The organism is Haloechinothrix sp. LS1_15 (assembly GCF_033042135.1).
Lineage (GTDB): Bacteria > Actinomycetota > Actinomycetes > Mycobacteriales > Pseudonocardiaceae > Haloechinothrix.
Genome location: NZ_WBXM01000004.1, coordinates 40,688 through 63,672 on the forward strand (window position 1 = coordinate 40,688; position 22,985 = coordinate 63,672).

General features: G+C 67.3%; 26 protein-coding genes. 15 read left to right on the plus strand and 11 right to left on the minus strand.

What is annotated here, in order from left to right:
• Positions 1-5: 5 nt before the first annotated feature.
• A complete protein-coding gene (locus F8178_RS07475) occupies positions 6-1,616 on the plus strand; it encodes an exonuclease domain-containing protein (protein ID WP_317493950.1) in 1,611 nt (536 codons plus the stop codon).
• A gap of 167 nt (positions 1,617-1,783) precedes the next feature.
• Positions 1,784-1,996 carry a hypothetical protein gene (locus F8178_RS07480; protein WP_317493951.1) on the plus strand — a complete coding sequence of 71 codons (213 nt, stop codon included), beginning with the start codon at positions 1,784-1,786 and terminating at the stop codon, positions 1,994-1,996.
• 27 nt (positions 1,997-2,023) lie between these two features.
• Here the strand turns inward: F8178_RS07480 and F8178_RS07485 are convergent, their stop codons facing one another.
• Positions 2,024-3,568 carry a serine/threonine-protein kinase gene (locus tag F8178_RS07485; protein ID WP_317493952.1) on the minus strand — a complete coding sequence of 515 codons (1,545 nt, stop codon included), beginning with the start codon at positions 3,566-3,568 and terminating at the stop codon, positions 2,024-2,026.
• Between the two features lie 672 nt (positions 3,569-4,240).
• On the opposite strand from F8178_RS07485, the gene F8178_RS07490 reads away from it, so the two are divergent.
• The 3 genes from F8178_RS07490 (at position 4,241) to F8178_RS07500 (ending at position 6,033) form a co-directional block, all read left to right on the plus strand.
• Entirely contained in the window at positions 4,241-4,615 is a 375-nt protein-coding gene (locus F8178_RS07490; RefSeq protein ID WP_317493953.1) for a hypothetical protein, read from the plus strand.
• A 42-nt stretch (positions 4,616-4,657) separates the two neighbouring features.
• A complete protein-coding gene (locus F8178_RS07495; RefSeq protein ID WP_317493954.1) occupies positions 4,658-5,155 on the plus strand; it encodes a DUF3558 family protein in 498 nt (165 codons plus the stop codon).
• A 347-nt stretch (positions 5,156-5,502) separates the two neighbouring features.
• Positions 5,503-6,033: a DUF3558 family protein gene (locus F8178_RS07500; RefSeq protein ID WP_317493955.1), complete on the plus strand. Its 531-nt coding sequence runs from the start codon at positions 5,503-5,505 to the stop codon at positions 6,031-6,033.
• A gap of 67 nt (positions 6,034-6,100) precedes the next feature.
• Here the strand turns inward: F8178_RS07500 and F8178_RS07505 are convergent, their stop codons facing one another.
• The gene (locus F8178_RS07505; protein WP_317493956.1) at positions 6,101-6,655 is read right to left on the minus strand and encodes a GNAT family N-acetyltransferase; all 555 of its coding nucleotides are present in this window, start codon (positions 6,653-6,655) and stop codon (positions 6,101-6,103) included.
• A gap of 150 nt (positions 6,656-6,805) precedes the next feature.
• On the opposite strand from F8178_RS07505, the gene F8178_RS07510 reads away from it, so the two are divergent.
• Positions 6,806-7,180, plus strand: a complete 375-nt coding sequence (locus F8178_RS07510) for an MmcQ/YjbR family DNA-binding protein (RefSeq protein WP_317493957.1) — start codon at positions 6,806-6,808, stop codon at positions 7,178-7,180.
• Positions 7,181-7,219: 39 nt separating this feature from the next.
• Here F8178_RS07510 and F8178_RS07515 read toward each other — a convergent pair whose 3' ends face one another.
• Together F8178_RS07515 and F8178_RS07520 are read right to left on the minus strand one after the other, a co-directional pair.
• The gene (locus tag F8178_RS07515; protein WP_317493958.1) at positions 7,220-8,155 is read right to left on the minus strand and encodes an NADP-dependent oxidoreductase; all 936 of its coding nucleotides are present in this window, start codon (positions 8,153-8,155) and stop codon (positions 7,220-7,222) included.
• 368 nt (positions 8,156-8,523) lie between these two features.
• Positions 8,524-8,703: a hypothetical protein gene (locus tag F8178_RS07520; protein WP_317493959.1), complete on the minus strand. Its 180-nt coding sequence runs from the start codon at positions 8,701-8,703 to the stop codon at positions 8,524-8,526.
• Between the two features lie 344 nt (positions 8,704-9,047).
• Between F8178_RS07520 and F8178_RS07525 the strand changes: the two genes are divergently transcribed.
• Entirely contained in the window at positions 9,048-9,251 is a 204-nt protein-coding gene (locus F8178_RS07525; protein ID WP_317493960.1) for a cold-shock protein, read from the plus strand.
• A gap of 65 nt (positions 9,252-9,316) precedes the next feature.
• On the opposite strand, the gene F8178_RS07530 is transcribed toward F8178_RS07525, so the two are convergent.
• The 3 genes from F8178_RS07530 to F8178_RS07540 form a co-directional block, all read right to left on the minus strand.
• Positions 9,317-10,615: a hypothetical protein gene (locus F8178_RS07530; RefSeq protein WP_317493961.1), complete on the minus strand. Its 1,299-nt coding sequence runs from the start codon at positions 10,613-10,615 to the stop codon at positions 9,317-9,319.
• Positions 10,616-10,752: 137 nt separating this feature from the next.
• On the minus strand, positions 10,753-12,036 hold the full coding sequence (locus F8178_RS07535; protein WP_317493962.1) for a hypothetical protein: 1,284 nt from the start codon (positions 12,034-12,036) through the stop codon (positions 10,753-10,755).
• An 83-nt stretch (positions 12,037-12,119) separates the two neighbouring features.
• Positions 12,120-12,899, minus strand: a complete 780-nt coding sequence (locus tag F8178_RS07540) for a J domain-containing protein (RefSeq protein ID WP_317493963.1) — start codon at positions 12,897-12,899, stop codon at positions 12,120-12,122.
• Positions 12,900-12,997: 98 nt separating this feature from the next.
• On the opposite strand from F8178_RS07540, the gene F8178_RS07545 reads away from it, so the two are divergent.
• From F8178_RS07545 to F8178_RS07555, 3 genes are all read left to right on the plus strand, one after another.
• Positions 12,998-14,101: a hypothetical protein gene (locus F8178_RS07545; protein WP_317493964.1), complete on the plus strand. Its 1,104-nt coding sequence runs from the start codon at positions 12,998-13,000 to the stop codon at positions 14,099-14,101.
• 44 nt (positions 14,102-14,145) lie between these two features.
• Entirely contained in the window at positions 14,146-14,661 is a 516-nt protein-coding gene (locus F8178_RS07550) for an XdhC family protein (RefSeq protein ID WP_317493965.1), read from the plus strand.
• Between the two features lie 82 nt (positions 14,662-14,743).
• Positions 14,744-15,481, plus strand: a complete 738-nt coding sequence (locus tag F8178_RS07555) for a gamma-glutamylcyclotransferase family protein (protein ID WP_317493966.1) — start codon at positions 14,744-14,746, stop codon at positions 15,479-15,481.
• A 28-nt stretch (positions 15,482-15,509) separates the two neighbouring features.
• Here the strand turns inward: F8178_RS07555 and F8178_RS07560 are convergent, their stop codons facing one another.
• Both F8178_RS07560 and F8178_RS07565 read right to left on the minus strand, forming a co-directional pair.
• Positions 15,510-15,893, minus strand: coding sequence for a VOC family protein (locus tag F8178_RS07560; RefSeq protein ID WP_317493967.1), 384 nt, complete (start codon positions 15,891-15,893; stop codon positions 15,510-15,512).
• A 58-nt stretch (positions 15,894-15,951) separates the two neighbouring features.
• A complete protein-coding gene (locus tag F8178_RS07565) occupies positions 15,952-16,968 on the minus strand; it encodes an SEC-C domain-containing protein (RefSeq protein WP_317493968.1) in 1,017 nt (338 codons plus the stop codon).
• A gap of 124 nt (positions 16,969-17,092) precedes the next feature.
• On the opposite strand from F8178_RS07565, the gene F8178_RS07570 reads away from it, so the two are divergent.
• The 5 genes from F8178_RS07570 to F8178_RS07590 all read left to right on the plus strand — a co-directional run bounded on the left by F8178_RS07570 (position 17,093) and on the right by F8178_RS07590 (position 21,237).
• The gene (locus tag F8178_RS07570; protein WP_317493969.1) at positions 17,093-18,220 is read left to right on the plus strand and encodes a hypothetical protein; all 1,128 of its coding nucleotides are present in this window, start codon (positions 17,093-17,095) and stop codon (positions 18,218-18,220) included.
• A 23-nt stretch (positions 18,221-18,243) separates the two neighbouring features.
• On the plus strand, positions 18,244-18,654 hold the full coding sequence (locus F8178_RS07575; protein ID WP_317493970.1) for a hypothetical protein: 411 nt from the start codon (positions 18,244-18,246) through the stop codon (positions 18,652-18,654).
• Positions 18,651-19,100, plus strand: coding sequence for a hypothetical protein (locus tag F8178_RS07580; protein ID WP_317493971.1), 450 nt, complete (start codon positions 18,651-18,653; stop codon positions 19,098-19,100). Before F8178_RS07575 ends, F8178_RS07580 begins: the two co-directional genes overlap by 4 nt.
• An 83-nt stretch (positions 19,101-19,183) precedes the next feature.
• Positions 19,184-20,653, plus strand: coding sequence for a hypothetical protein (locus F8178_RS07585; RefSeq protein WP_317493972.1), 1,470 nt, complete (start codon positions 19,184-19,186; stop codon positions 20,651-20,653).
• Positions 20,653-21,237: a hypothetical protein gene (locus F8178_RS07590; protein WP_317493973.1), complete on the plus strand. Its 585-nt coding sequence runs from the start codon at positions 20,653-20,655 to the stop codon at positions 21,235-21,237. Before F8178_RS07585 ends, F8178_RS07590 begins: the two co-directional genes overlap by 1 nt.
• Positions 21,238-21,249: 12 nt before the next feature.
• Here F8178_RS07590 and F8178_RS07595 read toward each other — a convergent pair whose 3' ends face one another.
• Complete coding sequence (locus tag F8178_RS07595; RefSeq protein WP_317493974.1) at positions 21,250-22,140, minus strand: cobalamin-binding protein; 891 nt, start codon at positions 22,138-22,140, stop codon at positions 21,250-21,252.
• A 156-nt stretch (positions 22,141-22,296) separates the two neighbouring features.
• Positions 22,297-22,944 carry a response regulator transcription factor gene (locus F8178_RS07600; RefSeq protein ID WP_317494296.1) on the minus strand — a complete coding sequence of 216 codons (648 nt, stop codon included), beginning with the start codon at positions 22,942-22,944 and terminating at the stop codon, positions 22,297-22,299.
• Positions 22,945-22,985 lie beyond the last annotated feature (41 nt).

Genomic DNA, 22,985 nt, shown 5'->3' on the forward strand with positions numbered 1-22,985 from the left:
ACGCGATGCCGGACGTGATCGAACGTCACCAGATGTCCCGGCAGGGACGGGTGCCTGCGCGGGATCGTGAATACACCGCGATCGACTTCGAAACGACCGGCATGAGCCCGGGGCACATCGTCGAGATCGGTGCGGTACGCATCCGTGGCGACGGCACGGTGCTTGGCGAGCTGTCCACCCTGGTGAACCCGGGTTCGGGAGTTGATCCCGGGCCGACCCGGGTGCACAAGATCACCCGCGGGGATCTGGATGACGCGCCGCCGCTTGCCGACGTAATGGGGAACTTCCTGGACCTCTGCCGGGACAGTGTCGTGGTGGCGCACAACCTGCCGTTCGAAGCGCGGTTCCTCGCCCGTGAGTGGGAACGGTTGCGGCTGCCCGATGTGGCGATGCCCGGCGTGTGCACGCTGATGGCCTCGCGGCGCGCGCTCCGCCTGCCGAACTACCGGCTCCCGACCGTGACCGACGCACTGGGATGCCCGGAGTTCGCCGCGCACAGCGCGCTGGCGGACGCCCGCGCGTGCGCGAACGTCATCGCGACGCTGGTGAACTCCCACGGTATGGGCTTGACGCGTCAACCACGGTTCGGTGACCTCCCTCGCCTGGCTACGGCAGGGGTGCTGACACCACGCCCTGGTGATGCGCCGGTTGCTCGAGAGAGCTGGATGTCGAGTCTGACCGAGCGGCTGCGGGTGGAACCGGCCGCCGACGATAGCTCCGGCGAACTTGACGATGCGTACCTCGATCTGCTCGGCACTGTGCTCAGCGACGGTCAGGTGTCGCGCGATGAAGCGCAGCAGCTCGCCGAGCTGGCTCAGCAGGCTGGTATGTCGGATGAGCACGTGCGCGAGGTCCACCGGCAGGTGGTCGTCGCGCTGCGCCGGGAGGCCGCGTCGGACGGCGCGGTCACCGCTACCGAAGTCACCGATCTTGCCCGAGTCGCGGAAGCGCTGGACGTGACGGACGTGATCAGTGACTTGCGGCCCACGTCCCAGGTGCAGACCCAGGGTTCGTCGTCAAGCAAGCCGGTCTCCCGACAGCAGGCGCAGGCCAAGCGCACGCGCGTGCTCGTACTGGGCAGGACGGTCGAGGCAGACGCGCTGCGCTCGGCAGTACTGGAGCACGGCTACCAGCTCGCCAGGAACCTGACCGCATCGGTGACACACCTGGTGGTCGATGAGCACGTGCCGGATGATGAACCGCGCCGACAGCGCGCTGTTGAGCTCGGTGCCCGCGTCCTACCGGCGAGTGCGGCGCGTTCGGAACTCGGCTTGCAGGCCACTGACGCTGGGGCAGCGGCAGCACCGGCCGCAGCTGTACCGTTGGAGGTGCCGCCAGCATCGAAGCCGGCGGCCAGCGCCAGTGATCAGTCGGCGGCGTCACCTGACAGTCCCGAGGTGGGTTCGGCCCGTGGTTGGCGAGACTCCGGCACACGTAGTGCCATCCTGCTGTGTGTTGGCTGGGTCCTCATCGGCATCGGCGCGTTCTTCACCGTGATTGCTGCCTTGGCACTGCTCGGAGGTGGCGAACTCAGCGCGTCGATCACGGTGTTCCTCTTGGGGCTGCTGATCGGCTGGCCCGGACTTCGGCTCAAACGTCGACACCAGGCCCGGTAAGGAGGCGTGGTGACGCAGCCCGAGGTTTAGACGAGTCCGATGCCGCGCGAACCCGGACCGGTCGCGGATGACTCCTCACCGGTGGAGCATGAAGCTCGCAGGGGTGCGACGACGAGGCGCTGAGCCTGCTCTGGGAACTCATCGACGCCGCCGAACGAGCCGCTCGTGTGAGCGGGCGTGAACCAGCACCCGCCTACACCCACCGCGCGGCGGTCATCTACCGCAGGCGCAAGGATTACGACGCGGAGATCGCGATCATCGAACGGTGGTGCGCTGCGTGCCCTCCGGAACGGCGAGGACCGGGGGCTACTCAGCAGGAGCTTCTCACCCGGCTGGAGCGCGCGAAGGAACTACGAGCGAAGCGCGACGAAGACCAGTAACCGGCACATCGGGTGCGATCGGCACGGTTACGAGGGATCCATGCGTTCGGCGCAGGACGGAGTGCAGCGGATATCGATACCTGGTCGGCCCGCGGTGAGATCGGGTATCTGCTGCTGGGTGGGCTCCCACCCGAGGGCGAGTTCGGTCAGTTCATAGCCTCGTGCGAGGTAGTCGCCGATGGCGCCTGCACCTTGCCAGGTTGCCGTGTTGATCTCTCGCGGATCGCGATCGAACCAGTGTCGGAAATAGGAGGACGCCTGGTCATAGCACGATCCCACCGTCCCGCGGTTGGCCGTCGCGCACCAATCGGCCAGTGCCCACCAGGAGCCAAGGATGGGCGCGTCGGCTTCCACCCCTGAGGTGGCGCCGCCTGACAGGTCCTGTAGCTGGAATACCAACGACTTGAAGTCGTCGCCCAGGGCGCTGGTGAACATCTGTAGGTCTGCTTCGACCTCGTCGATCACAACCGACGTCGTGGCGGTGGGTTCCTGCGCTGGCTCACGGGCGGCCTCGGTGTTCGGGGCGGTGGGCCTAGCCGTGTGATCGGTGTTCCGGTCTGCCTGGCCTGCGATGAATCCGCCAGCCGTCAGCGCGCTCGCACCGACCGCCAGCGCAGCTATGAGTACCGGAATACCTACCGCCAGCGCCACCATCTTCGTTTTCGATGACGGCTTGCCGACTGACTTGTGGCGTGGGGTCGACACTAGTGCTGTGGGCGACTCGTCGGCATACGCGCTGGTCTCATGGTCTTCGGCGGTGTCAGCTACCGCGCCCACAGATCGCATGGCATCGCGGGTAGATCTGAGCATCCCGATGGATGGTCGGTCGTGAGGATCCTTCGCCAGTGCTGCCGTGACCGCTGCGACGATGGATCTCGGTGCCCCAGCCAGGTCTGGTTCCGTGTGTTGGATGCGCCAGGCGAGCGCAGCGAGGGGTTCGTCGCCGAACGGAGCGCGCCCGGTCGCGGCGAAGGCGACCGTGACACCCCATCCCCAGACATCCGTCGCAGGCCCTGTCTGCTCACCTCGCAGCTGTTCGGGCGCCATCCATGCTGGTGAACCGACCAGCGTGCCGCTTTGTGTCAGTGCGGTGATGTCGTGCGCTCGAGCGATGCCCAGATCCACGAGGACGGGGCCTGCGTGGGTCAGGATGATATTGCCCGGTTTGACGTCTCTATGGACGATCCCTACCTGGTGGAGCGCGGATAGACCGTCAGCGAGGCCCTCCGCTAACTGCCCGATGCGATCCTCGTCGAGCGGCGCTTCGATCTCGGAGAGCGCCGGACCGGCGACGTAGGAGAGCGCGCACCACGGAAGCTCACCATCGGTGTCGGCGTCGTGGAACTCAGCCACGTGAGGATTCGATACCCGCGCCAGCAGTTCCGCTTCGCGTCGCAGGCGATTGCGCGCGTCCTCGGTTGCACCGGGAAGGAGCGTTTTCACCGCCACAGCGGATCCATCCGCGCTGAAGCCGAGGTATACAGCGCCCATGCCCCCGCTGCCCAGCCTGCCCCGCAAGCGGAACGGACCGAGTTCAGCCGGGTCATCTGGCTGAAGATCCCGCAGCGGCATTCGCAGTACCCCCTAGCAGCTCGGTCGCCTCTCAGGCTACGGAACCGCCGTTGTGGGGCGAAACGCTGTTCCGGTGTCCACGCTGACGATCTCGCGGGCGAACTCGGCGCTCCATGCGATGACCCCGTTCGACCCTTGGTCCCAAGCTGCCTTGCGAGCTGTTGGCCGGTCCGGTGGATCGTGCTCTAGCGGCTCACATGACCTCGCGAGTGTGCACGCCGACGCAGTCACCGGACAGTAAGCAGGCCGCGAGGCGTGATCGCGTACGAGACAGCGGCTTGACGACGAGTGAGATCCCGAGCGCGAACATGCGTCGAGTGTCGTCCCGGTCGATCACGCTGGGGAACAGGTCGTGCACCGGCCATATCGAGGTGCGACATCGGAACGCAGCAGGTGCTGCACATGATCCTTGGACGGATGCAGGCCGAACGTACCCGAGGCGGCGGCGGTGATTGCGCGGTGCAAGTCGCCTGAATCCACACCATGGGCGTGTGTGGTCCTTGTATCCTATGACAAGCGCGTACGTTCGATCACACAAAGTGACGGCAAGGCGGGAAGGTTGAGCTATGTCGGGGGAGACTGGGTTCAGCGAGCAGCCGGTCGCGACGCCAGGCGACGAAGCAGCCACGTCGCTTCAGGACATGGGAAAGGTCAGTCCGTTCGACACCAAGAGTGTCGATAAGTTTCCACCACGGCGCGGAGACGTTCAAGCAGCTGGCCGTTGACGGCCAGTTCGCGGTCAACGAGGAGTCCATGCAGGCCTACACCCGCGTGTGTGACAAGTACATCGATGGGTGGGACGAGCTGCGGCGCGAGGCAATAGAACTAGCTGTCCCAGCGCCGATGGGATCCAGCGACTTCGCGAAGCGGATCGCCGAGTACAACGCCAAAGTTGCTGTCGGGGACGAACGAGCCCTGATTCCCAATCTGGACTTGATGTACGAAGGGTTCAAGAAGATGCGGGAAGCCTTACAGATCGCGCGCCGTAACTACGACGAGGCTGAGGCAGCGGCCGAACAATCGTTCACCGCGTTCGATCAGGAGTGAGGTGCTGTGCGAAGCTCGGTAAGGACTGTTGCGCTCGTTGCGGTGCTGGGACTGCTCATCGTCGGATGTGGTCAAGAAACAGGCACTGCAGATCCTGAATCGACTCCGACCGCTGCGGGCGCGGATGGCTCCGAGCGTGAATCTGATCTGTTTGCGCTTGATCCGTGCGACTTGCTGGAAACCGCTTTGGAAGGCCAGGACTTCGAGCCGGGGGAGCGTCCAGATACCCGCAGCGACCGCGCTTGCAACGTGGACAAACCGGGTAGCATTCAGACCACGCTGGAGTTTCAAGATGGACCCTTCGACGTACTCGACGGCGAGGTCTTTGAGGGTGTGGTGAACGACCGTCCGGCGCGACTGTTCAGAGAACCGATCGAAGGTGCCAGTGACGGCTTCTGTGGAGTGTCAGTGAAAGTAGAGGACTCGCAGCGCGCATTGGTGTTCGTGACGCGCATCGACCGTGACACAGACGAGGCATGCGATTTCGCTGAAGAGCTTGCCGAACAAGTCGAGCCGCAGCTCCCTGATTGGGAGCGGTAAGACTCATCGTGATCTCCAAAGCAGACGCGAGCTGTGACGGCAACCTTGTTGTCAGGGGGCAGGACACCATGGGCACAGCACTGATCAACGAACGACTGCCCAGTGCGACGGAGTACGGCGGACGTCAGCTGGGGCACTGTGATCACGCATCGTTGACCACGATGTCAGCACGAATGTTACCTACTCTGCGTTCGGCCGAACAGGTGCTAACTCCCACTTAGGTGCGACGCTACGTACGGGGTTCAAGAAGATGAAAGAAGGTTTGGCGATCGCGCGGCGCAACTACGACGAGACCGAAGCCGCCGCCGAGCAGGCGCTGACCGGATTTGATCAGGAGTGAGTACTCCGTGCTGTCCCCGGTGAGCAAGTACGCGATGGCGCTGGGTGTCGGCCTCCTGGTAGCCGGGTGCGGTCAGGAAGCCGGGACCGCCGAGCCGGAAGGTGATCCAATATCTGGCGAACAAAGCAACGGTATTCATGACGGAGTCTTGGCACTGGACTCCTGTGAGATCCTGGATGTAGCGCTCGAGGGGGAAGGATTCGACCCCGGGGAGCCCCCCGACGTCCGGTCCGACCGTTCATGCCGATCTCGAAAGCTGGGCGACGTCAGCGTCACAGTGGAGCTTGGGGAAACACCGTTCGATCTGCTCGAAGGCGAGGTGTACGAGGGAACGGTAAACGGACGCGACGCGCGCATGGCCATCAATCCCATCGAAGGCGCCAGCGATGGACACTGTGGCATCTCCATGAAGGTGGACGAGTCCGAACGCGCGTTGGTTCTGGTCACACAGTCCAATCGGGATACTGACGAGGCGTGTGATTACGCTGAGCGGATCGCCGAGAGGGTGGAGGTGCAGTTGCCTGGCGGGGAACCGTAAGTAGCTGAAGCCGCCACCGCCTGCGGTTCGCTCGATCCGGTCTCCGCTGGATCACCTGCGCGTCCCTTCACGCCGTATACCGCACGACCGTCCGCTTCCCCACGGTGCGCATGACCTCGAACCCGTAGTCGAGGAACCAGTCCAGCTTCCCCTTGTAGTCCGGCGGATCGCCGGGGAAGGCTTCCACGGCGGTCGCGCCCCGTTCCAACGCGTATCGCACGGCCGCGTCTACCAGCGCCCGCCCGACACCCCGCCCTCGCACACTGCGGTCCACAGCGAAGCAGCTGATCACGAACACGCCGCTGTCGTCGTCACGCGGCTTGAACTGCGATCCACGAAGGAGGCTGGCGAACTGCTCGCGTGGGGCGACGGAGACCCACCCGACGGCCTCGCCGTCGCGATACGCCAGCAGCCCCGGCGGGTCGTGGTCGGTCACCAGCGAGCGCAGCGCCGCCTTGTTCGACTCGGCCGAGCGCATGGGGTATCGCCACACGGAGCACCAGCAGTTGGCAGTGTCCTGCCTGCCGCCACGTGGGCCCGGTTTCTCGAACAGCGCGGCCAGGTCGTCCCAGCGCTGCTCGGTCACCGGGTAGGTGTCGAGTTCTGCCTGATCAGTGGTCATCCAGCTTACCTCCCGTGGCGCGTCGGGGCCGCATGCTGCGCAGGGCCTCCGTGACGGTGACCCACACCATAGCGGCGGCCACCGACGATCCCGTTACAGAAGGCACGCGAGGGTCGGCACGTTGTCGGTGCGGTGCCGCATACTGCCGCCATGTCTACCGACGACGGGGGTGAGCCCCTGGAGTTGCTGCGCGCCCGGTGCCTCGCGTTGCCTGAGGTCACCGAGCGGCTCAGCCACGGCGCGCCGACGTGGTTCGTTCGCGGTAAGAAGACCTTCGTGACCTATGCTGATTCCCCGTACTACGAGCGGCTGGGGTTCTGGTGCGCCGCTCCGCCGGGAGCACAGGAGGCGCTGGTCTCGGCTGAACCGGATCGGTTCTTCCGCCCGCCGTACGTCGGCCATCGGGGATGGCTCGGTGTGTACCTCGACGTCCCGGTCGATTGGGTCGAGATCGACGAGCTGGCCGAGGACGCCTACCGCTGTATCGCGCCCAAGACACTGGTGGCCCGCCTCGACGCCGGGTAGCCCGCACCGGATGGGTGACCCGCCCGGCCGCAACGGGCGTCACGCCACGGTCAACGCGACCTTCCCCCGCACGTGGCCGCCCTCCAGCAGTCGGTGCGCGTCAGCGGCCTGGGCAAGCGGGAACGTCTGCTGCACCTCCACCGACAGCCTGCCCTCGTCTGCGAGCCGGCCCAGCCAGTCGAGCTGCGCGGAATCCGGGCGCACGAACACGTACCGGCCGCCCTGCTGCAGCACCGTCTGCGCGTCCACCACGGAGCCGTGTCGCGCCGGGTCACGCACCAGCGCGGGCGAGTCGGTCAGCGCCTGCCCGCCGATCAGGTCCAGCGCCGCGTCGACCTTCCCGTCACCACCCGCGAGCTCGCGGACTCGCTCGATCAGGTCGTCGCCGTAGGTGACGGGTTCGGCACCGAGCTTGCGGAGGAAATCGTGGTTGCCCTCCGACGCGGTTCCGATCACCCGGGAAGCGCCGAGGGCATGCGCGAGCTGCACCGCGAGGTGCCCGACACCACCGGCGGCGGCGTGGACGAGCACGGTGTCACCCTCGCCGACCTCGACCGCGTTCAGCAGCTGCAGCGCGGTGAGCCCGGCCAGTGGCAGGCCGGCGGCTTCGGCGAACGGGACGGAGCCGGGTTTGCGCGCCAGGGTCCGTTCCGGCGCCCCCACGAGCTGGGCGTAGGTGCCGTGCTGCACGTGATCCTTACGGACGTAGCCGATGACCTCGTCGCCTTCGCGGAAGCGGGTGACGGCCGGGCCCGCGGCGCGCACGATCCCGGCGACGTCCCAGCCGGGGATCAGCGGGAAGTGGTGCGGGTACACGCTCTGCAGGTAGCCGCGCCGGATCTTCCAGTCCACCGGATTGACCCCGGCGGCGCGGGCCTCGACGAGTACCCAGTCCGGGCCGGTGAGCGGGTCGGGTACTTCCTGGTGAGTCAGGACGTCAGCGTCTCCGAACTCGTTGATCACCACAGCCTTCATACCCGGTGCAACAGTGAGCCGGGTCGAGTGTATTCCGCCCGCTTCCGCAGGTTACGAAAAGCGAGTGTCGTGCATACCACACAGATCGGACGGCGTGACGGTCCACAAACGAGGAAAAGAAATCTGACGGGATCGGATCATCTGATCGGCTGCTCCGCGTGAGGCGTGATCGGCCGATCACCTGGCCGGCTGAACCGGTGGAATCATCGCACCCGCACCCGCAGCACAGCAGAACGCTGCTACACGCCCGGGTGTTTTCGGTCACAGCTCGGCATGCGTTTCGGCTGGTTCACCCGGCCTGCGGGTGGTGCGCGGGCACGCCCGGCACCATCTCCCGCGGGGGTGAACCTGCTCGCGTGGTGAGGACGTTACCGCTGGGTTCGTGCTCCCGGCGCGACGAACTGGGGCGAGCGCGCGTTCGGGATCTCGCTGGGCTGCCGTGCGCACTCGTCGCGGTTCGGCTGCTCCGCTGCTGGTGGGTGGCTGAAGTGCACCGGCGTGACCTCGTCGTGGGTCCGCTGACCGGATTGGGACGTGTATGACGTCAAGGAGGAACCTCAATCATTGGTGACAGGGCGGTCGGCTACGAGTTGTGACCATGCCCGGAAGGGGACGACGCCCCCGATGACAGTCACACTACCGGTAATGGCGCGATCACGCCACCACCGCACGCCACCACCGCGGTTGAGGCGTGTGTCGCCCCGACTTGACGTCCGGTGCCCGTCTGTGATCAGATGGCAGTGGTTCGATCGTTTTTGTGTTCGTGTTTTCCCACGCCCGCAAGAATGTTCAGCGGGCGTTGTGGATGCTCTCCGAGGTCCCAAACCCGCAGGAGCCCGGGGTCGGCGACGTCGCTGCCCCGTACAGTTTGGTGATAAGTAGGAGATTTTTTATGGCTCAAGGCACCGTGAAGTGGTTCAGCTCCGAGAAGGGGTTTGGTTTCATCTCGCCCGACGACGGTGGGGGCGACGTCTTCGTGCACTACTCGGAGATCAATGGCAACGGGTTCCGTAGCCTGGAGGAGAACGCGCGCGTCGAGTTCGAAACCGGTCAGACCAACCGGGGGCCGCAGGCCACCGGCGTGACGGTGCTCTGACACCCACTTCGCTTGATCAATGAGGGGCCCGCCGGATCCGGCGGGCCCCTCATTGATTTCCGGGGTCAGTACCCTTCACCCCGCAGCGTGGCGACGATGTGCTCGGTGAGCGGTTCGAGCTGCGCGATGCTCCGCTCGAGATCCTGCTGCGCGGGTTCCCGGTGGAAGTATTCGAGCGTGAAGGTGACCCGGCCCGTACGCACGAACAGGTGAACTTCAGTCGGGCCGCTCCGGGACATGCCCGCGTACGCGTCGTCGCCGGTGCCGCTGAGCACAAAGGATTCGTCGTACGCTCCGATGTTGTCCGAGAAGTCGCTGTCGAAATGCGCCTCGGCGCCGTCCTCCGAGGCGAACGTCCTCACGGTCAGGTCGAAGTTGTTGATACCGATGGCATGCTGCGGCGGATCGTCCTCGTCAGGGTGTCGGGGGACATCAGTGCGCTGGCACCGGTGACGGATGTAGTCGCTCCCGCTCGATGTGCGACGGGCGTGGAAGGGGAGTATCTCGTTGGCATAAGGGGTGGCATCGTTGCTGGTGATCTGGCGGATCGGCTCGTTGGCGAGCAGCCTGCAGGCATCGACTGCCTCGCCGTCGAGGGGCGTGCCCCGGTACCGGGCAACCGCTGGCCCTTCCGGTTCGTCGTGGAGTTGCTGCACGTTCGCCGCCGCGATCTCGACGAGCCGGGTCGCGACCTCCTCGATCGGGATGTTTCCGCTGATCATCACGACAGCCTCGCCCGACTCCAGCGCGTAGCGTCGCTCATCGGCGACATGGCCGGACGCCTCGTGCAACGCGAGGCCTTCCACCGTGCCGACCTCATCGAAATTGGCCGCGAGCATGTCGAAGGCCTGTTCCGCGTACGGCATCGCGGTCTCGTACACATCCACATTGACTACCGGCACCTCGTGCTCGGGAGCGGCGCCGAAAGTGTACGAGCAATGGCCAGGGGAGGCCCGTCGACCGTCGTCGGCCTCGAAGGTGGCCTCGCCGACGTAGTCGTAACGGACCCGGCTGATGCCGACCACCCGCCCGTTGTGCTGGAACTTCGTTTCGTGGAATCGCATGCCGGCTTCGCTCAGATCCTCGGGGCTCAGCACGCGGCAGGGTGGGATGTGTGGGGTGCCGTTGGGGGCGGTGACCACGTGGGGGTTGGGTTCGAGACTGAGCGTGGCCAGCTCCGGGTCAGTGGGGATGTCATCGGGGTTCGCCAGCCGCAGCGTCGGGTCGTCGCTGGTGACCACCGCGAGGGCGATGCCCGCGACCAGGACCAGGACGATCGCCGCGGCCAGCAACCACCGTGCTCGGCTGGAGCGAAGCCAGCCGGTGCCGGCTCGCTGCTCCGGGTGCGATGGGTCCTGCGCCATGATCGGTGCCTCCGCGCGGCAGGCGAGCGGGCTTGACGCAATATCTTAGGAGGTGTCCCGGGCATAGGGGAGGAACCGCGCGTCGGGTCCCCCAGGCTGGTGCCCGGGGACTCAGCCACCGACCCTCTGCCGTGGCGTCAGTACCCGTCACGCTCCAGCGTTTCGAGGATGTGTTCGGTGAGCGGTTCGAGCCGCTCGATCCGCTGCTCGAGGTCGCCGGTGTCACCGCGCCCCGCATGGAGGTAGGTGAGCTCGAAGGTGACGCGACCCGAGCGCACGTAGAGGTCTGTCGTGGACGCTCCGCTCTGTCGCATTCCGGCGTAGGCGTCGTCGCCGGTGTCGCTGAGGACGAACGACTCCCCGTACGAGCCGATGGTGTCCGGGAAGTCGCTGTCGAAATGCTGCGCGGCACCGTCCTCCGATTCGAACGCGCGCACCGTCAGCCGGAAGGTGGGCCCGCGTCCGGAGGGATCGCCGTCGTCGGAGTGCGGCATGGTGATCCGTTCGCATTGGTTGTAGAGGTAGCTCTCACCCGGCGCCGAGGACGTCGCGGGCGCCGCCGCCGGATGTGCCGCGAGAACCTCTTTGCCGCTTGGGCTGACGTCGTCCCCGGTGACCTCCCTGATCGGTTCACCAGCCAGCAGGGGACACCCCTCGACGACGTCCTCGTCGAGGGGAGAGCCCCGGTACCGCGCCAGCGCTGGACCTTCGGGCTCGTCGAGCAGCCGTTCGAAGTTCCTCGCCGCGATCTCCAGCAGCCGTTCGTCGAGCTCCCCGGGCAGCGTGCGGTGCAGGAACACCACGGCCCGGTCCGCTTTCACGAGCGCGTACTGCTCGGAGGGAGCTTCGTACAGCGTGAATCCCCGTATCGAGCCGGTCGGATCGTACTCCTCGTCGAGGATCGTGCGGGCGGTTTCCATACCGTCCCGGGTGGCCCCGCCGGTGCCCACTTCGAGGGCGGGCAGCGGGTTGTCGGCGAGGGGATCGAGGGTGTACGTGCAGTGGCTCGACAGCCCACGAAACGACGGGGTGTCGCGATGATCGGTTGTCCCGTTGTCGCGCCAGATCCGGGAGACGCCCACGTGACTCGCGTTGCCTTCCGCTGCGAGGTCGGACAGTGCCATCCCCGCCTGCCGCAGGTCCTCGGGGCCGACCACCCGGCAGGCCGGAACGTGCGGTGTGCCGTCCGGGGAGATCAACACATCGGGGTTAGGTTCGAAACCAAGCGCCGTGGGCTCCGGAGTGCCGCTGCCCGGGGTGTCGGCGAGGCGCAGCGTGGCCTCCTCCCCGGTGCTGACCGCGACAGCGGTCGCGCCGGTCACCAGCAGCAGCGTGACGGCAGCGGCCAACCATAGCCTTACCCGGTGGCGGCGGAACCGGTAGGTCTCACCCGGACTAGCGGGCGCGGTGGGCTCGGACATGGCACGTACCCCCAAGCGGTACTTGAGCTAGCTTGCCGAGCAACCCTAAGTGACTCCGGTGGAGAGTCGCGCGGGGCGCCCGCTCATCCCCGCGCTTGCACCAGTGCCACCACCAGCAGGGTGACTAGCACCAGCAGGGCCACCATGGCAAGCCACGGCAGCACCCGCGTCGCGACCCGTTTGGTGAGAGCTATCGGTTCGGACAGCGGCGCCCCCGAATCGGCCACCCGGGCCTGGGGCGGTTCGAGTTCCCGCAGCGCCACGCCGTAGGTGCGGTTGTTCACCAGCACGGCGAGATTGATGAACAGCGCGGGAACGCCCCACCAGCCGAGGGTCAGCGTCTGTGCCTGCACATCGCGCCAGATCGCGGTGCCGCAGTAACGGCACAACGTCGCGGCGTACCGGTCGGACCGGTGAAAGATGACCAATCCGGTCAGCGCGCGGATGTCGATCCAGATGGCCGGGGTGTACCCGCAGATCTCACAGCCCCTGGCACGCGGGCGGTGCGGCCAGGCGCGATCCGCCCCGGGTTGGGTGGCTGCGGGTGGTTCGTAGCTCGCGTACGCCCTGCCGGTTTCGCGCCGCTCGGTGGTGCTCCGCTGAGTGCTGTGTTTCCCGGTGCTGTGCCGTCCGGCGTCGCGCCGCTGGGAGGCCTCCCGTGTGGTCGAACCGGTGCGTAGCGCGCGCCACGCCTCGTTGAGCTCGGCCATGGCTCGCTCGGCCTCCCGTCGGGCCTCGGCGGAGGCGTACGCGTGGCGGTCCGGGTGGATCATCTTCGCGCGCCGCTTGTAGGCCTCGCGGGCCTGCTGGATCGAAGCCTGCGGCCCGATGCCGAGGAGCCGCCGCGCCGTACCGTCATCCACGTCGCCGCTCCAGATGCCCGAGGCGATTATGTGCCGGGCGGTCGTCGTGCCACATAGCCCGAGTATGGCGTCTACCCCTGGTAAGCTGCCGCCTCACCATGATCGACGCCGTGTTGCCAACCGCCGCGTTCGTGGCGGGCGCGGCGCTGCTGGTCACGACCGTGCTGAGCGTGCTGTGGACGCTGGTCGTGCCGCGGGCCACCCCCTCCACCCTCGCCGAAGCCGTCATCAAGGGCGTGCGCGGGATCTTCGTGGCCGCGGCATGGCCTTGGCGCGGCTACCGCGCCAAGGACCGGATCCTGGCGATGCAGCCGCCGGTGGCGCTGCTCGCGCTCCTCGTGGTGTGGCTGGGTCTGCTGGCGTTGGCGTATGCGCTGCTGGCGCGGCCGTGGTCCGGCGAGACCGGGGTGTTCGGGATGCTCGTCGCGATGACCGGCTCGGTGCTCGGGCTGGACGCGTCCGGTATCGGCCCCGTGCAGGCAGCGTCGCTGTCCGCGGTGCTGTCGGGCGTGATCGTGGTGGCGTTGCTGATCGGCTACCTGCCCACGCTCTACGGCGCGTTCAACGAACGGGAACGGCTGGTCAGCCTGCTGGAGACCCGTGCGAGTTCGCCTGCGTGGGGCGTCGAGTTGCTGGCCAGGTCCGCCCGCGACGGCACGCTCGACGACCTGCCCGAGCTGTACACGGCGTGGGAGCATTGGGCCGCCGACGTGGGTGAGACCCACACCAGCTACCCGATCCTTGGTGCGTTCCGCTCCCCGCATCCCGACCGTTCCTGGTTGACCTCGCTGCTGGCGGTGCTGGACGCGGCTGCGCTGGAGCACGCGTTGCGGCCGGAGTCCGCGCCGGTGTCGGCGCGGCTCGCGTTGCGCACCGGATTCATGTCGCTGCGTGCCATCGCCGAGGTGTTGGGTGTCGACCACGATCCCGACCCCCACCCGGACAGCGAGATCCAGTTGGCCAAGGAGGATTTCGACGACGCTGTGCGCAAGCTGGCCGCGGTGGGTTACCCGGCCGAGCGCGACGTCGACGCCGCGTGGCCGCACTTCCGGGGCTGGCGGGTCAACTACGAGCAGGTGGTCTACGCGCTGGCCGCCGCGCTGCACGTCCCTCCCGCGCCGTGGTCCGGGCCGCGGCCGCGAATGCTGGTCGAGTCCCGGCTCCCACGACGTCCGGTCGACCGCAAACCGTCCTGTGACTGATCGGCTCCTGGCCCACGCCCGCCTCGTCCGGCCACACTGTGGTCATGACCGAGGACAGCACGGCATGCGATGAGGCGCACGGCAACCGTGCGGCCGAGCGGGACACCCGGAACCTGGTGGCGGTGTTCGCCTCCCCGATGGCGCGGTACCTGCTGGCCTACGGCCGAGACGCCGGTTACCGGGTGACGCTGGTTGAGCCGGAACTGGACCGCGCGGCCGAGGTCAGCGGTGACGGTGTCGCGGTCTCCGCCACCGCCACCGGTCTCGACGGTGACACCGATGTGGTGGTGACCGATCACCACCGCGGCGAGCTGGGGCCGGTGCTGCGTGACGTGCTGGCCCAGCCGGTGCGGTGGGTCGGAGTGATGGGTAACCCGCACCGGGAGGGGCCGCACGTGGTTGCGCTACGCGGGCTCGGTGTGCCGGACGACGAGATCGCTCGGGTGCACCGGCCGATCGGGCTGAACATCGGTTCCCGTACCCCGCCGGAGATCGCGATCGCCACGCTGGCCGGTTTGCTGGCCGACCGCAACGGCAAGCCGGGCGGGTTCGTGTTCTGAACGTGTGCGTGCCAGCGCAGCGCGTCACAATGTGACCCATATCGCAGCGCGATGTCGGGGTTATGGACCACAGTAGAGCGACATGCCCCGACTACCGTCAACAGCCCCGGCACTGGCCCCCTTCGCCGCGGCGGATTACCCGGAGTTCCCGTATCCAGGTTCCCGCCCCGGCTGCTCGTTCGTCCATCTCGGCGGCACGTGCTACCCGCTACTCCCGGACGTGACCATGCCCTCCGGGTGGCGTGTCGTCGCGGGAGACGAGAGCGAGTCGTGCCTGGACGCGTGGCTCGCTCACCACGGAGCCGAGCCGCTGGGCAGTCGCTATCCGGTGCTGGCCTACGGGTCGAACGCCTGCCCCGAGAAGATCAACTGGCTGCGCTCGGATCTCGGACTGACCGGTCCAGCCGTGGTGATGCGTGCATCGTGCACCGGTGTCGTCGCGGCGTGGTCGGCCGGTCACCGGCCGCGCGACGGCCAGCGACCCGCGGTGCTGGTGGCTGCCCCCGGTGCCAGCGAGCACCACGCGGTGTGGTTCGCCACCCCGGACCAGCGCAGGGTGCTGGACCGCTGCGAGGGGCGGGGCAGCCGCTACCGCCTGGTGCGGCTGGCCGACGGTGTGGCCACGATCCGACTGGACGACGGTACCGAACCACGCCACATGCTCGCCTACACGGCGGCCTCCAACGAGATGAATCCGTTGCTTGTAGATGGATACCCGGTTCGTTGCGCGGAGCTGGACCAGCGTTCGGCGTTGGCGCTGCGAGGCACGCCCGCGCGCAGTGACGGGTTGCGCTGCACCGAGATCACCGGCGAGCCGTGACGGCGGCAGATGCGCGAACCGCGCCTGCTCACCGCACCACCAGGCAGAACGGGTGGCCGTCGGGATCCCGGTAGACACGCCACGGCACGGTCTCGCCCGCGGCGCCCGCCCGAGGTGAATAACGCTCGCCGACGTAGGTGCCGCCCCGCGCGAGCACCGCCTCGTGACCGCGCTCCAGATCGTGTACCAGGATGTCGAAATGGGCCGGGCAGTGCGCCTCGCCCCAAGAACCCTCGCTGGCCTGGAACGACAGGCGCTGGCCGTGCGGCGGGGGTTCCAGCGTGACCCAGCCCGGGTACCACTCCACAGGTGTGCCGCCGAGTAGCCCGGACCAGAACCGCGCCAGACTCCACGGATCGGGGGTGTCGAGCACGATCTCACGGATCAACCCGATGGGTGCCGAACCGTCCATCCCCTCATCGTCGCGCCGCGGGTCGGCGTGCGCCACAGGGTGAAGGGGAGCGGATCGCTCAGACGCGTGAGCGGGGTAGGCAGCACTTCTGGTACTTGGTCCCCGAACCGCACCAGCAAGCTTCGTTCCGTCCCGGCGGCCAGGGCACGGGTTCGCCGACACCGTGTGACTGCTCGAAGAAGCCGTCGAGGTCATCGAGGTCGATGTCCTCGATCCCATGCTCGGAAACATAGTCGCGAAGTTCGGCCGCCGATCCCGGCACGAGCACAATCTCGGGGGCGCCGTGTGCGGAGACCTCGACCAGCTCGCGCTCGACGTTTGCGCAGTGCTCGTCCCAGGTGGCCCCGGCGAGTTCGGCATGTGAGGGCCAGAACGTGCCGAGCGCGTCGAACTCTGCTCGGGGCCAGAACAGCGCGGCTACTCCGTTCTCACCGTCCTCCTCCGGTTCGTCTTCGGCGGCGTCCTCCTCGACGGCACCGTCGAGCTCCTCGACGAACAGGTCGAGATCATCGGCGGTCTTCTCGAGCGTTCCCCGCAGCTCGTAGCGTTGCCGCCCCAGGTTGAGCAGCACCTCGGCTTCGTTGCTGTCCTCGCTGAGCTCCTCGTCCCTGAGCTGCGCGAGTAGCTGCCGCAGCGCGTCGGTCAGCCACTCCTCGGCCATCTCGTCGTAGCCGCACTGGACGAGCGCCGCGGTGAGGTACTCGGCCGCGCCGGGATCGACTCCCAGGAGCGGGCGCAGTTCTCGCAGCGCGGCCAGCGCTTCGTCCTCGCGGTCGAGATCGGCGAGCACCTCGGCCCGGCAGGCGCGGGTGAACCCGCCGTCCGGGTCGTCCGGGTCGTCCGGTGCCGCGATCGCGCGATCGTACAGGGTCAGCGCGCGTTCGTCGTCTCCGTGGCGGTGCGCGATCTCGGCCGCGAGCGACAAGGCGTAGCGGGTGTCGGACTCGTCGGCCAGTCGGTCGCTGTCGACGGAATTGACCAGCTCGGCGATCACCGACTCGGGGTCGGCAGCCACGAGCCCCTCGACGCCGAGCCTGTCGAGGTCGTCGCTGGTGACCTGCTCCGTTGTGGGCATACCGGAGACTACCGCGCCGGCGCGACAGCACGCACGGCCGCAGCCGATCGCGATCTTGTTGACATGGTGGGTTGATACAGTACTTCGCGCGAGTGGAGTCACTGGTACAAGATGAGGGGGAGGCATGGGGTTCTCGGTCGATCCGGACGCGGTCGCCGCGCTGAGCAAGCAGATGGAACGGCTGCAGGAGCACGCGACCGCGGGTAAGTCATATGTGGGGTCCCACACCGAGATCAGCTTCACCGGTGAGGGGTTGATCAACCTGATCGCCGGTGGACACCGTGAGGTGCAGGGGCAGGTCGAGCACTTCCTGTCCAGGCTCGCTGAACCGACCGCGGCGACCATGTCCGAAGCGCTGATCGATGCCGCGCGTTACTACCGGTCGACCGACCACGCCAGCGCCGAACAGCTGGATGGTACCTACCCGGGAAGTGATGTCGCGGCGGCGCGACGCGACGTGGACGAGGTAAGTGCACAGGCAGGGGCTTTCGAGGACGTTACCGACCCGACCAGCCACTACACGGCGCCGAAGGACTACCACGATGAGCTCGCCTACGAGCCGTCGTGGTGGGACATTGCCAGCCCCAGCGCGATGATCCGCAATGCCATCCTCAAGGTCACCGAGCTGGGCGCAATGGTTGGCGCCTGTGATCGCGGCTATGACATTTACGAGCTGATCCTCAAGCCGGTATGTGGTGACTGGGCCGGTATGCGTGCGTGCGCTGATGTGTTCCGCAACGTGGCTCGTGCAGCTGAGGACATGAGCGAGAATATCCGGTGGTCGACACAAGGCATGACGGATGTCTGGACCGGCAATGCAGCCGATGGCTGCCAGGTGCACCTGCTCGAATTGGCTCGAGCGCTCGATTCCGCTGCCGAGCCGCTCGATGCAATCGCGGGAGAGTACCAAGCCGCCGCGGACGGTGCCAGAGACTTTCGTGACGCCCTTGGGCCCGTCATTTCCGATGCGGGAGACGCGGCACTCAAGGCCGCTGCTAGCGCCGGAATCACGGTGGCCGCAGGTTCGACCAAAGTCGGCCTGCCCGTCGCGTTGATCGTTGGCGCATTCACCGTCAGCAAGATCTACCGCGTGATCGATCTGCTTCGTACAGCGCTTGATCTTGCAGACAGAATCGAGTCCGCTGCCAGAGCTTTTGACAGTGCGGGTAACAGCTTTGGTCAAGTCGATGCCGACAATCCCTTGCCGCGGCTTCCCGACGGCGCTCCAAGGGTCCCGAGTCCTGAGACCTGACGTGCGACGTAAGGAGTGAAGGTATGTCCGGCGCAGAAGGTGACAGGCCCGTGGGGCAGCCATCCATCGATGAAGTACTTGCGAAGATCGACCAAAGTCCGCTCGGCCCCTTACTTCGCGACGAACGCGCGATGGATCGCATGATCTGTGATCTGATGACCGAAAGCGATGATCGCGTTGTCCGTGAGATGGGCCGGGAACTCCGAGATGGAAATGTCTCGTGGCGAGGGCTGGCGGACGTTCCCGCGTACCGTGAGGCGCTGGAATCTGGCCTCGCGCGGATGGGCGAGCTGGACCTCGGCGAGATGTCGGCGCAACTTGATGAGGCCGTAGAAGAGCAGGTGGAATCGGAATCGAAACACGAATCCGACGAAACAGGCGATGAGCCCGACGAGCTGTGGCGGGGTTTCGGGCGACCACTGGGCGGTCCATGAGCGAGCGAACTCGATTTCAGGTGCGATGGCTGCTGAGGATCATCGGCGGCCTGCTGATCGTGGTAACCTTCAGCGCTTCGTTTTACGCCCGATTTGGCGGCGAGCAAGTCGGGGAAGCGATGGTTATCCCCGCAGGGGATACTGACACCCGCTTCCTGGTGACTTCGAGCGGACCGGCCGAGGATCGCCAATGCACGGTCCGGTCGCCAGGACGGGAAGCAGAAACGATCGAGCTGCCACCGACAACCCGGGCGACAGTACGTGGCGAGTATCTTGACCCGCCCGCGAGCGGGATCGAGCTGACGTGTGCGCGGGAAGACGTTCAGGTAACGAGCGGCCCGATGTTGAGTCTGTATTCGCTTTTCTGGGGAAAGAATTTCTCCATCGTGGTCGGAGTCATCCTGATCGCAATAGGGGAGTTCTGGGCGCCACCTCGATCTAGGTGATCACCATCCCGTTAACCGCCGCTTGCCGCCGAGTTCGCTGAGAAGACCTTCACACCCGGCGGCCTTTGCTGCATGATGTACGCGTGTTTACCGTCCGTCGTAGGGTCCCGACGGCCCCGACCGCCACCGCTGTCCTCGCCTGCCTGACGCTGATCCTCGGCGCGCCGCCCGCTGCCGCCGACGACTACAGCGATGCTGATTACGTCGAGTTCGACGCGGACACCGCAGCCCGCGCGAGCGTCGAGGGTAAGCAGCTGGAGCAGTTGACCGATCCCGAGTACCACGCGGAGTTATTCCCCCTTGCGGGCCAGACCTGGTTCGAGAACCTCGGAGGGCAGCTCTCCGGGCTCCCGCAGGGCAGGCTCTACACGGGACTCGGGCGGTTGATCCCCGGCGGAGCCGTCGGCAATCCAAGGGACTACCACGAGGTTCAGCCGGTGGAGGTCAGCTTCGTCTCCCGCACCGGTGCGGAGTTACAGGGGCACCTGTTCTGGGACGGTACCCCGGGACCACGCCCAGGGGTGGTCGTCACTTCCGGTTCCATCCAGGCGCCGCAGCAGAGCTACTGGTGGGCGGCCCGTACGCTGGCACGTAACGGCTACTTGGTGTTCACATGGGACGCCCAGGGGCAGGGCGACAGCGAGGGGTTCGGGCACGAACCCGGTTCCCTCCTTCCCAACCTCGATGGGTTCCCCTCGCAGCAGGCGAGCAACTTCGACGAAGGGACGATCGACGCGATCCGGTTCCTGCTATCTACAAGCGATGATCAGTACCGTCCCGGTGGTTGGACGGAATCGGATGTCGATGCCGTGCGCGCGCAGGGGCAGGGGTCGCTCCACTGGTCGAACCCGCTCGCGGAGTACCTCGATCCGTCCCGCATCGGGCTCGCCGGGCACTCGCTCGGTGCCCAGGCAGTCTCGAAGGTGCAGCAATGCTCCGACGCGGGGCAAGCCTGGCAGGACGCGGCGCTGTGCGGCGGTGAGTCGTACCCGATCCGGGCCGTTGTCGCGTGGGACGCCCTCTCCGGCGAGGTCGAGCCGGTGGTGCCCGCGATGAACCAGCAGGCGGACGGGTACTTCTTCACCCCGCACCCGATGCCGCGCGCACCCGAACCCACTGAACGGCTCGGCGCGTTCGACACCTGGCGCGACGCGGGGGTGGACGCCTTCGACCTCACCGTGCGCGGTGGTACGCATGTGGAGTGGAACGAGGTTCCCTACATCCTGCCGGCCACCACCTACGGCACGCGCCAGGTCGACTTCTACACGCTGGCGTGGTTCGATCGGCAGCTCCACCCCGACCCGCAGCGGCAGGAGCTGGGCACCCGCGCGTTGCTGGAGGGCCCGGTGCCGGACGGTGCGACGCACGGGAAGGACGAGTACCCGTGGCGGGCGAACTTCCTCTCCGCCCGGTACTTGAGCGCGTTCGACTTCACCGGGCACGACGGCGAGCACCACGCGGCAGGCGATATCCGCGAGTACGCGGGACTCTCCCCGGTCGGTGACTGGGCCGGAGCCAACGCCGACCGGCCCGAGGCACGGCGGGGCGACTGATGCTGTTCACCCGGAGCGCGCTGGAGGGGATCCTCGCGGGGGAGATCGACCTGGCGTTCCGGCGGTGGCGCAGGCGCAGCGTCACCCCGGGCGGTTCGCGGCGCACGGCGGTCGGCGTGCTCGCCTTCGATTCGGTGCACGTGGTGACCGAAGCCGCGATCACCGAGCGTGAGGCCGCTCGCGCCGGGTACGCCTCCCGAACGGAGTTGCTGGCCGCGCTCGGCGAGGCAGGAGGCGGCGATATCCACCGGATCGAGGTCCGCTATGCCGGGCCGGACGGGAGGGTGGCGCTCCGCGAGGTGAGCGAACCCGGCTCCGAGGCGGTCGAATCGACCGTGCACAAGCTCACCACAATGGACGCGTGGAGTAGGCGTGGGCCGTGGACCCGCCGCTATCTCGACTTGATCGGAGCGCGCCCAGGAGTGCGCGCCGCCGAGCTCGCAGAACTCGCCGGGCGCGACACCGAACGGTTCAAAAGCGACGTGCGGCGCATCAAGGAGCTCGGGCTCACCGAAAGCCTCGACGTGGGGTACCGGCTGTCGTCACGCGGGCACGCGGTGCTGGCACGGCTGCGCGGCCAGTGACCACCCGGCCGGTCACGCCACCCGGCGGGCGACCGCCGGATCCGGTTCGCCGAACACATCCGGATGCAGGATCGCGGCCATCGCCTCGACCCCGTCGACCAGGCGAGGCCCCGGCCTGGCGAAGGCGGCGTTGGCGTCCACGGCCCACATCGGGGTCCCTGCGGGCAGCACACCACGGTCACGCGCTTCTGCAGTATGCTGCGCGGCCTCGTCGAGATCGAATCCGCACGGGGCGCTGACGATCGCCTCGGGCCCGGCGGCTGCGACCTCGCACCACGTGGTGGCGAACGACGGCTGCCCCGCGGTGCCGAGGACGGGACGGCCCCCGGCTTCGGAGATCATGTCCGGCACCCAGTGGCCTGGAGCGTATGGCGGGTCGGTCCATTCCAGCACCATGGTGGGCACCCGGCGGTGCCCGTCGACCCGCTGCCTGACCGTGTCGAGGCGGCGCGACAGCGCGGTGACCAGCTCCTCGGCCGTGGCTGTGGCGCCGGTGGCGTCGCCAACCGTCACGATCGACTTCAGCACCTCGCTGAGTGTGTGCGGGTTGATCGTGAGCACTTCCGCCGACGATCCCAAGTGCCGCAGCGCCTGGTGGACGGTGGAGACGTTCGCCGCGCACACCGCACACAGGTCCTGGGTGACGATCAGGTCGGCGTCCAGCTCCGCCAGCGCCCCCTCGTCGAGGTGGTACAGGTCCTCACCCGCGGCTTTGCGTTCGCTGACCGCGGCATCGATCTCGGCCAGGCTCAGCCCTGCGGGCAGCGTGCTGGTGGAGACGATCCGGCGCACGCGCGCCTCAGGCGGGTAGTCGCACTCGAACGTCACCCCGACCACATCGTCGCCCAGCCCGAGCGCGAACAGGATCTCGGTGGTCGAAGGCAGCAGCGACACGATCCGCATGCCGCCACGGTAACCCGGCACGCGGCTCATGTCGCCCGGTCAGAGGCGGCGGGTCGAGCCGAAGGGGGCCTTCGGTACATATCCGGTACCCAGGGAGTCCTTCGGCTCCCACCCCCCGGCGGTGGCGCCCGGAGCGCTCGGCTCCGCCTGCTCCCGTTACGGCGTCACGAGGCCCGCCTCGTAGGCGAAGATCGTCGCTTGCACGCGGCTGGTGACGTCCAGCTTGGTGAAGCTCCTGGTGAGGTGGGTCTTCACGGTGGCCTCGCTGAGAAGCAGCTCTGCGCCGATCTCGGCGTTGGACTTGCCGCGTGCGACCTCGGTGATGACTTGCCGTTCCCGCTCACTCAGATCCGCGAGCTTGTCCCGCGCCCGTTCCCGCCGGGGCGATGCGCCGGTTGTGACGTAGCTGGTGATCAAACGCGTGGTCAGCGGCGGAGACAGCATCGCCTCGCCCGCCGCGACGACCCGCACGGCATTGATGATGTCCTGCGGGGACTCCTCCTTGAGCAGGAATCCGCTTGCGCCCGCCCGCAGCGCAGAGTAGACGTACTCGTCGAGGTCGAATGTGGTCAGCACCAGGACCTTCGGCGGGTCCGGAAGCCCGAGCACCTCGCGGGTGGCCGCGAGCCCGCCGGTGCGCCGCATCCGGATGTCCATCAACACCACGTCCAGGGCGTGCCGGTGGACCCGGTCCACCACCTGGTCGCCGTCCTCCGCCTCGGCGACAACGGTGACGTCGCCCGCGCTGTCCAGGATCGTCGTCAGCATCGACCGCACCATCGGGTCGTCGTCGACGATCAACACCCGCAGCGGCGGGCTCGCACCGTCCGGGTGATCGGCGTGAA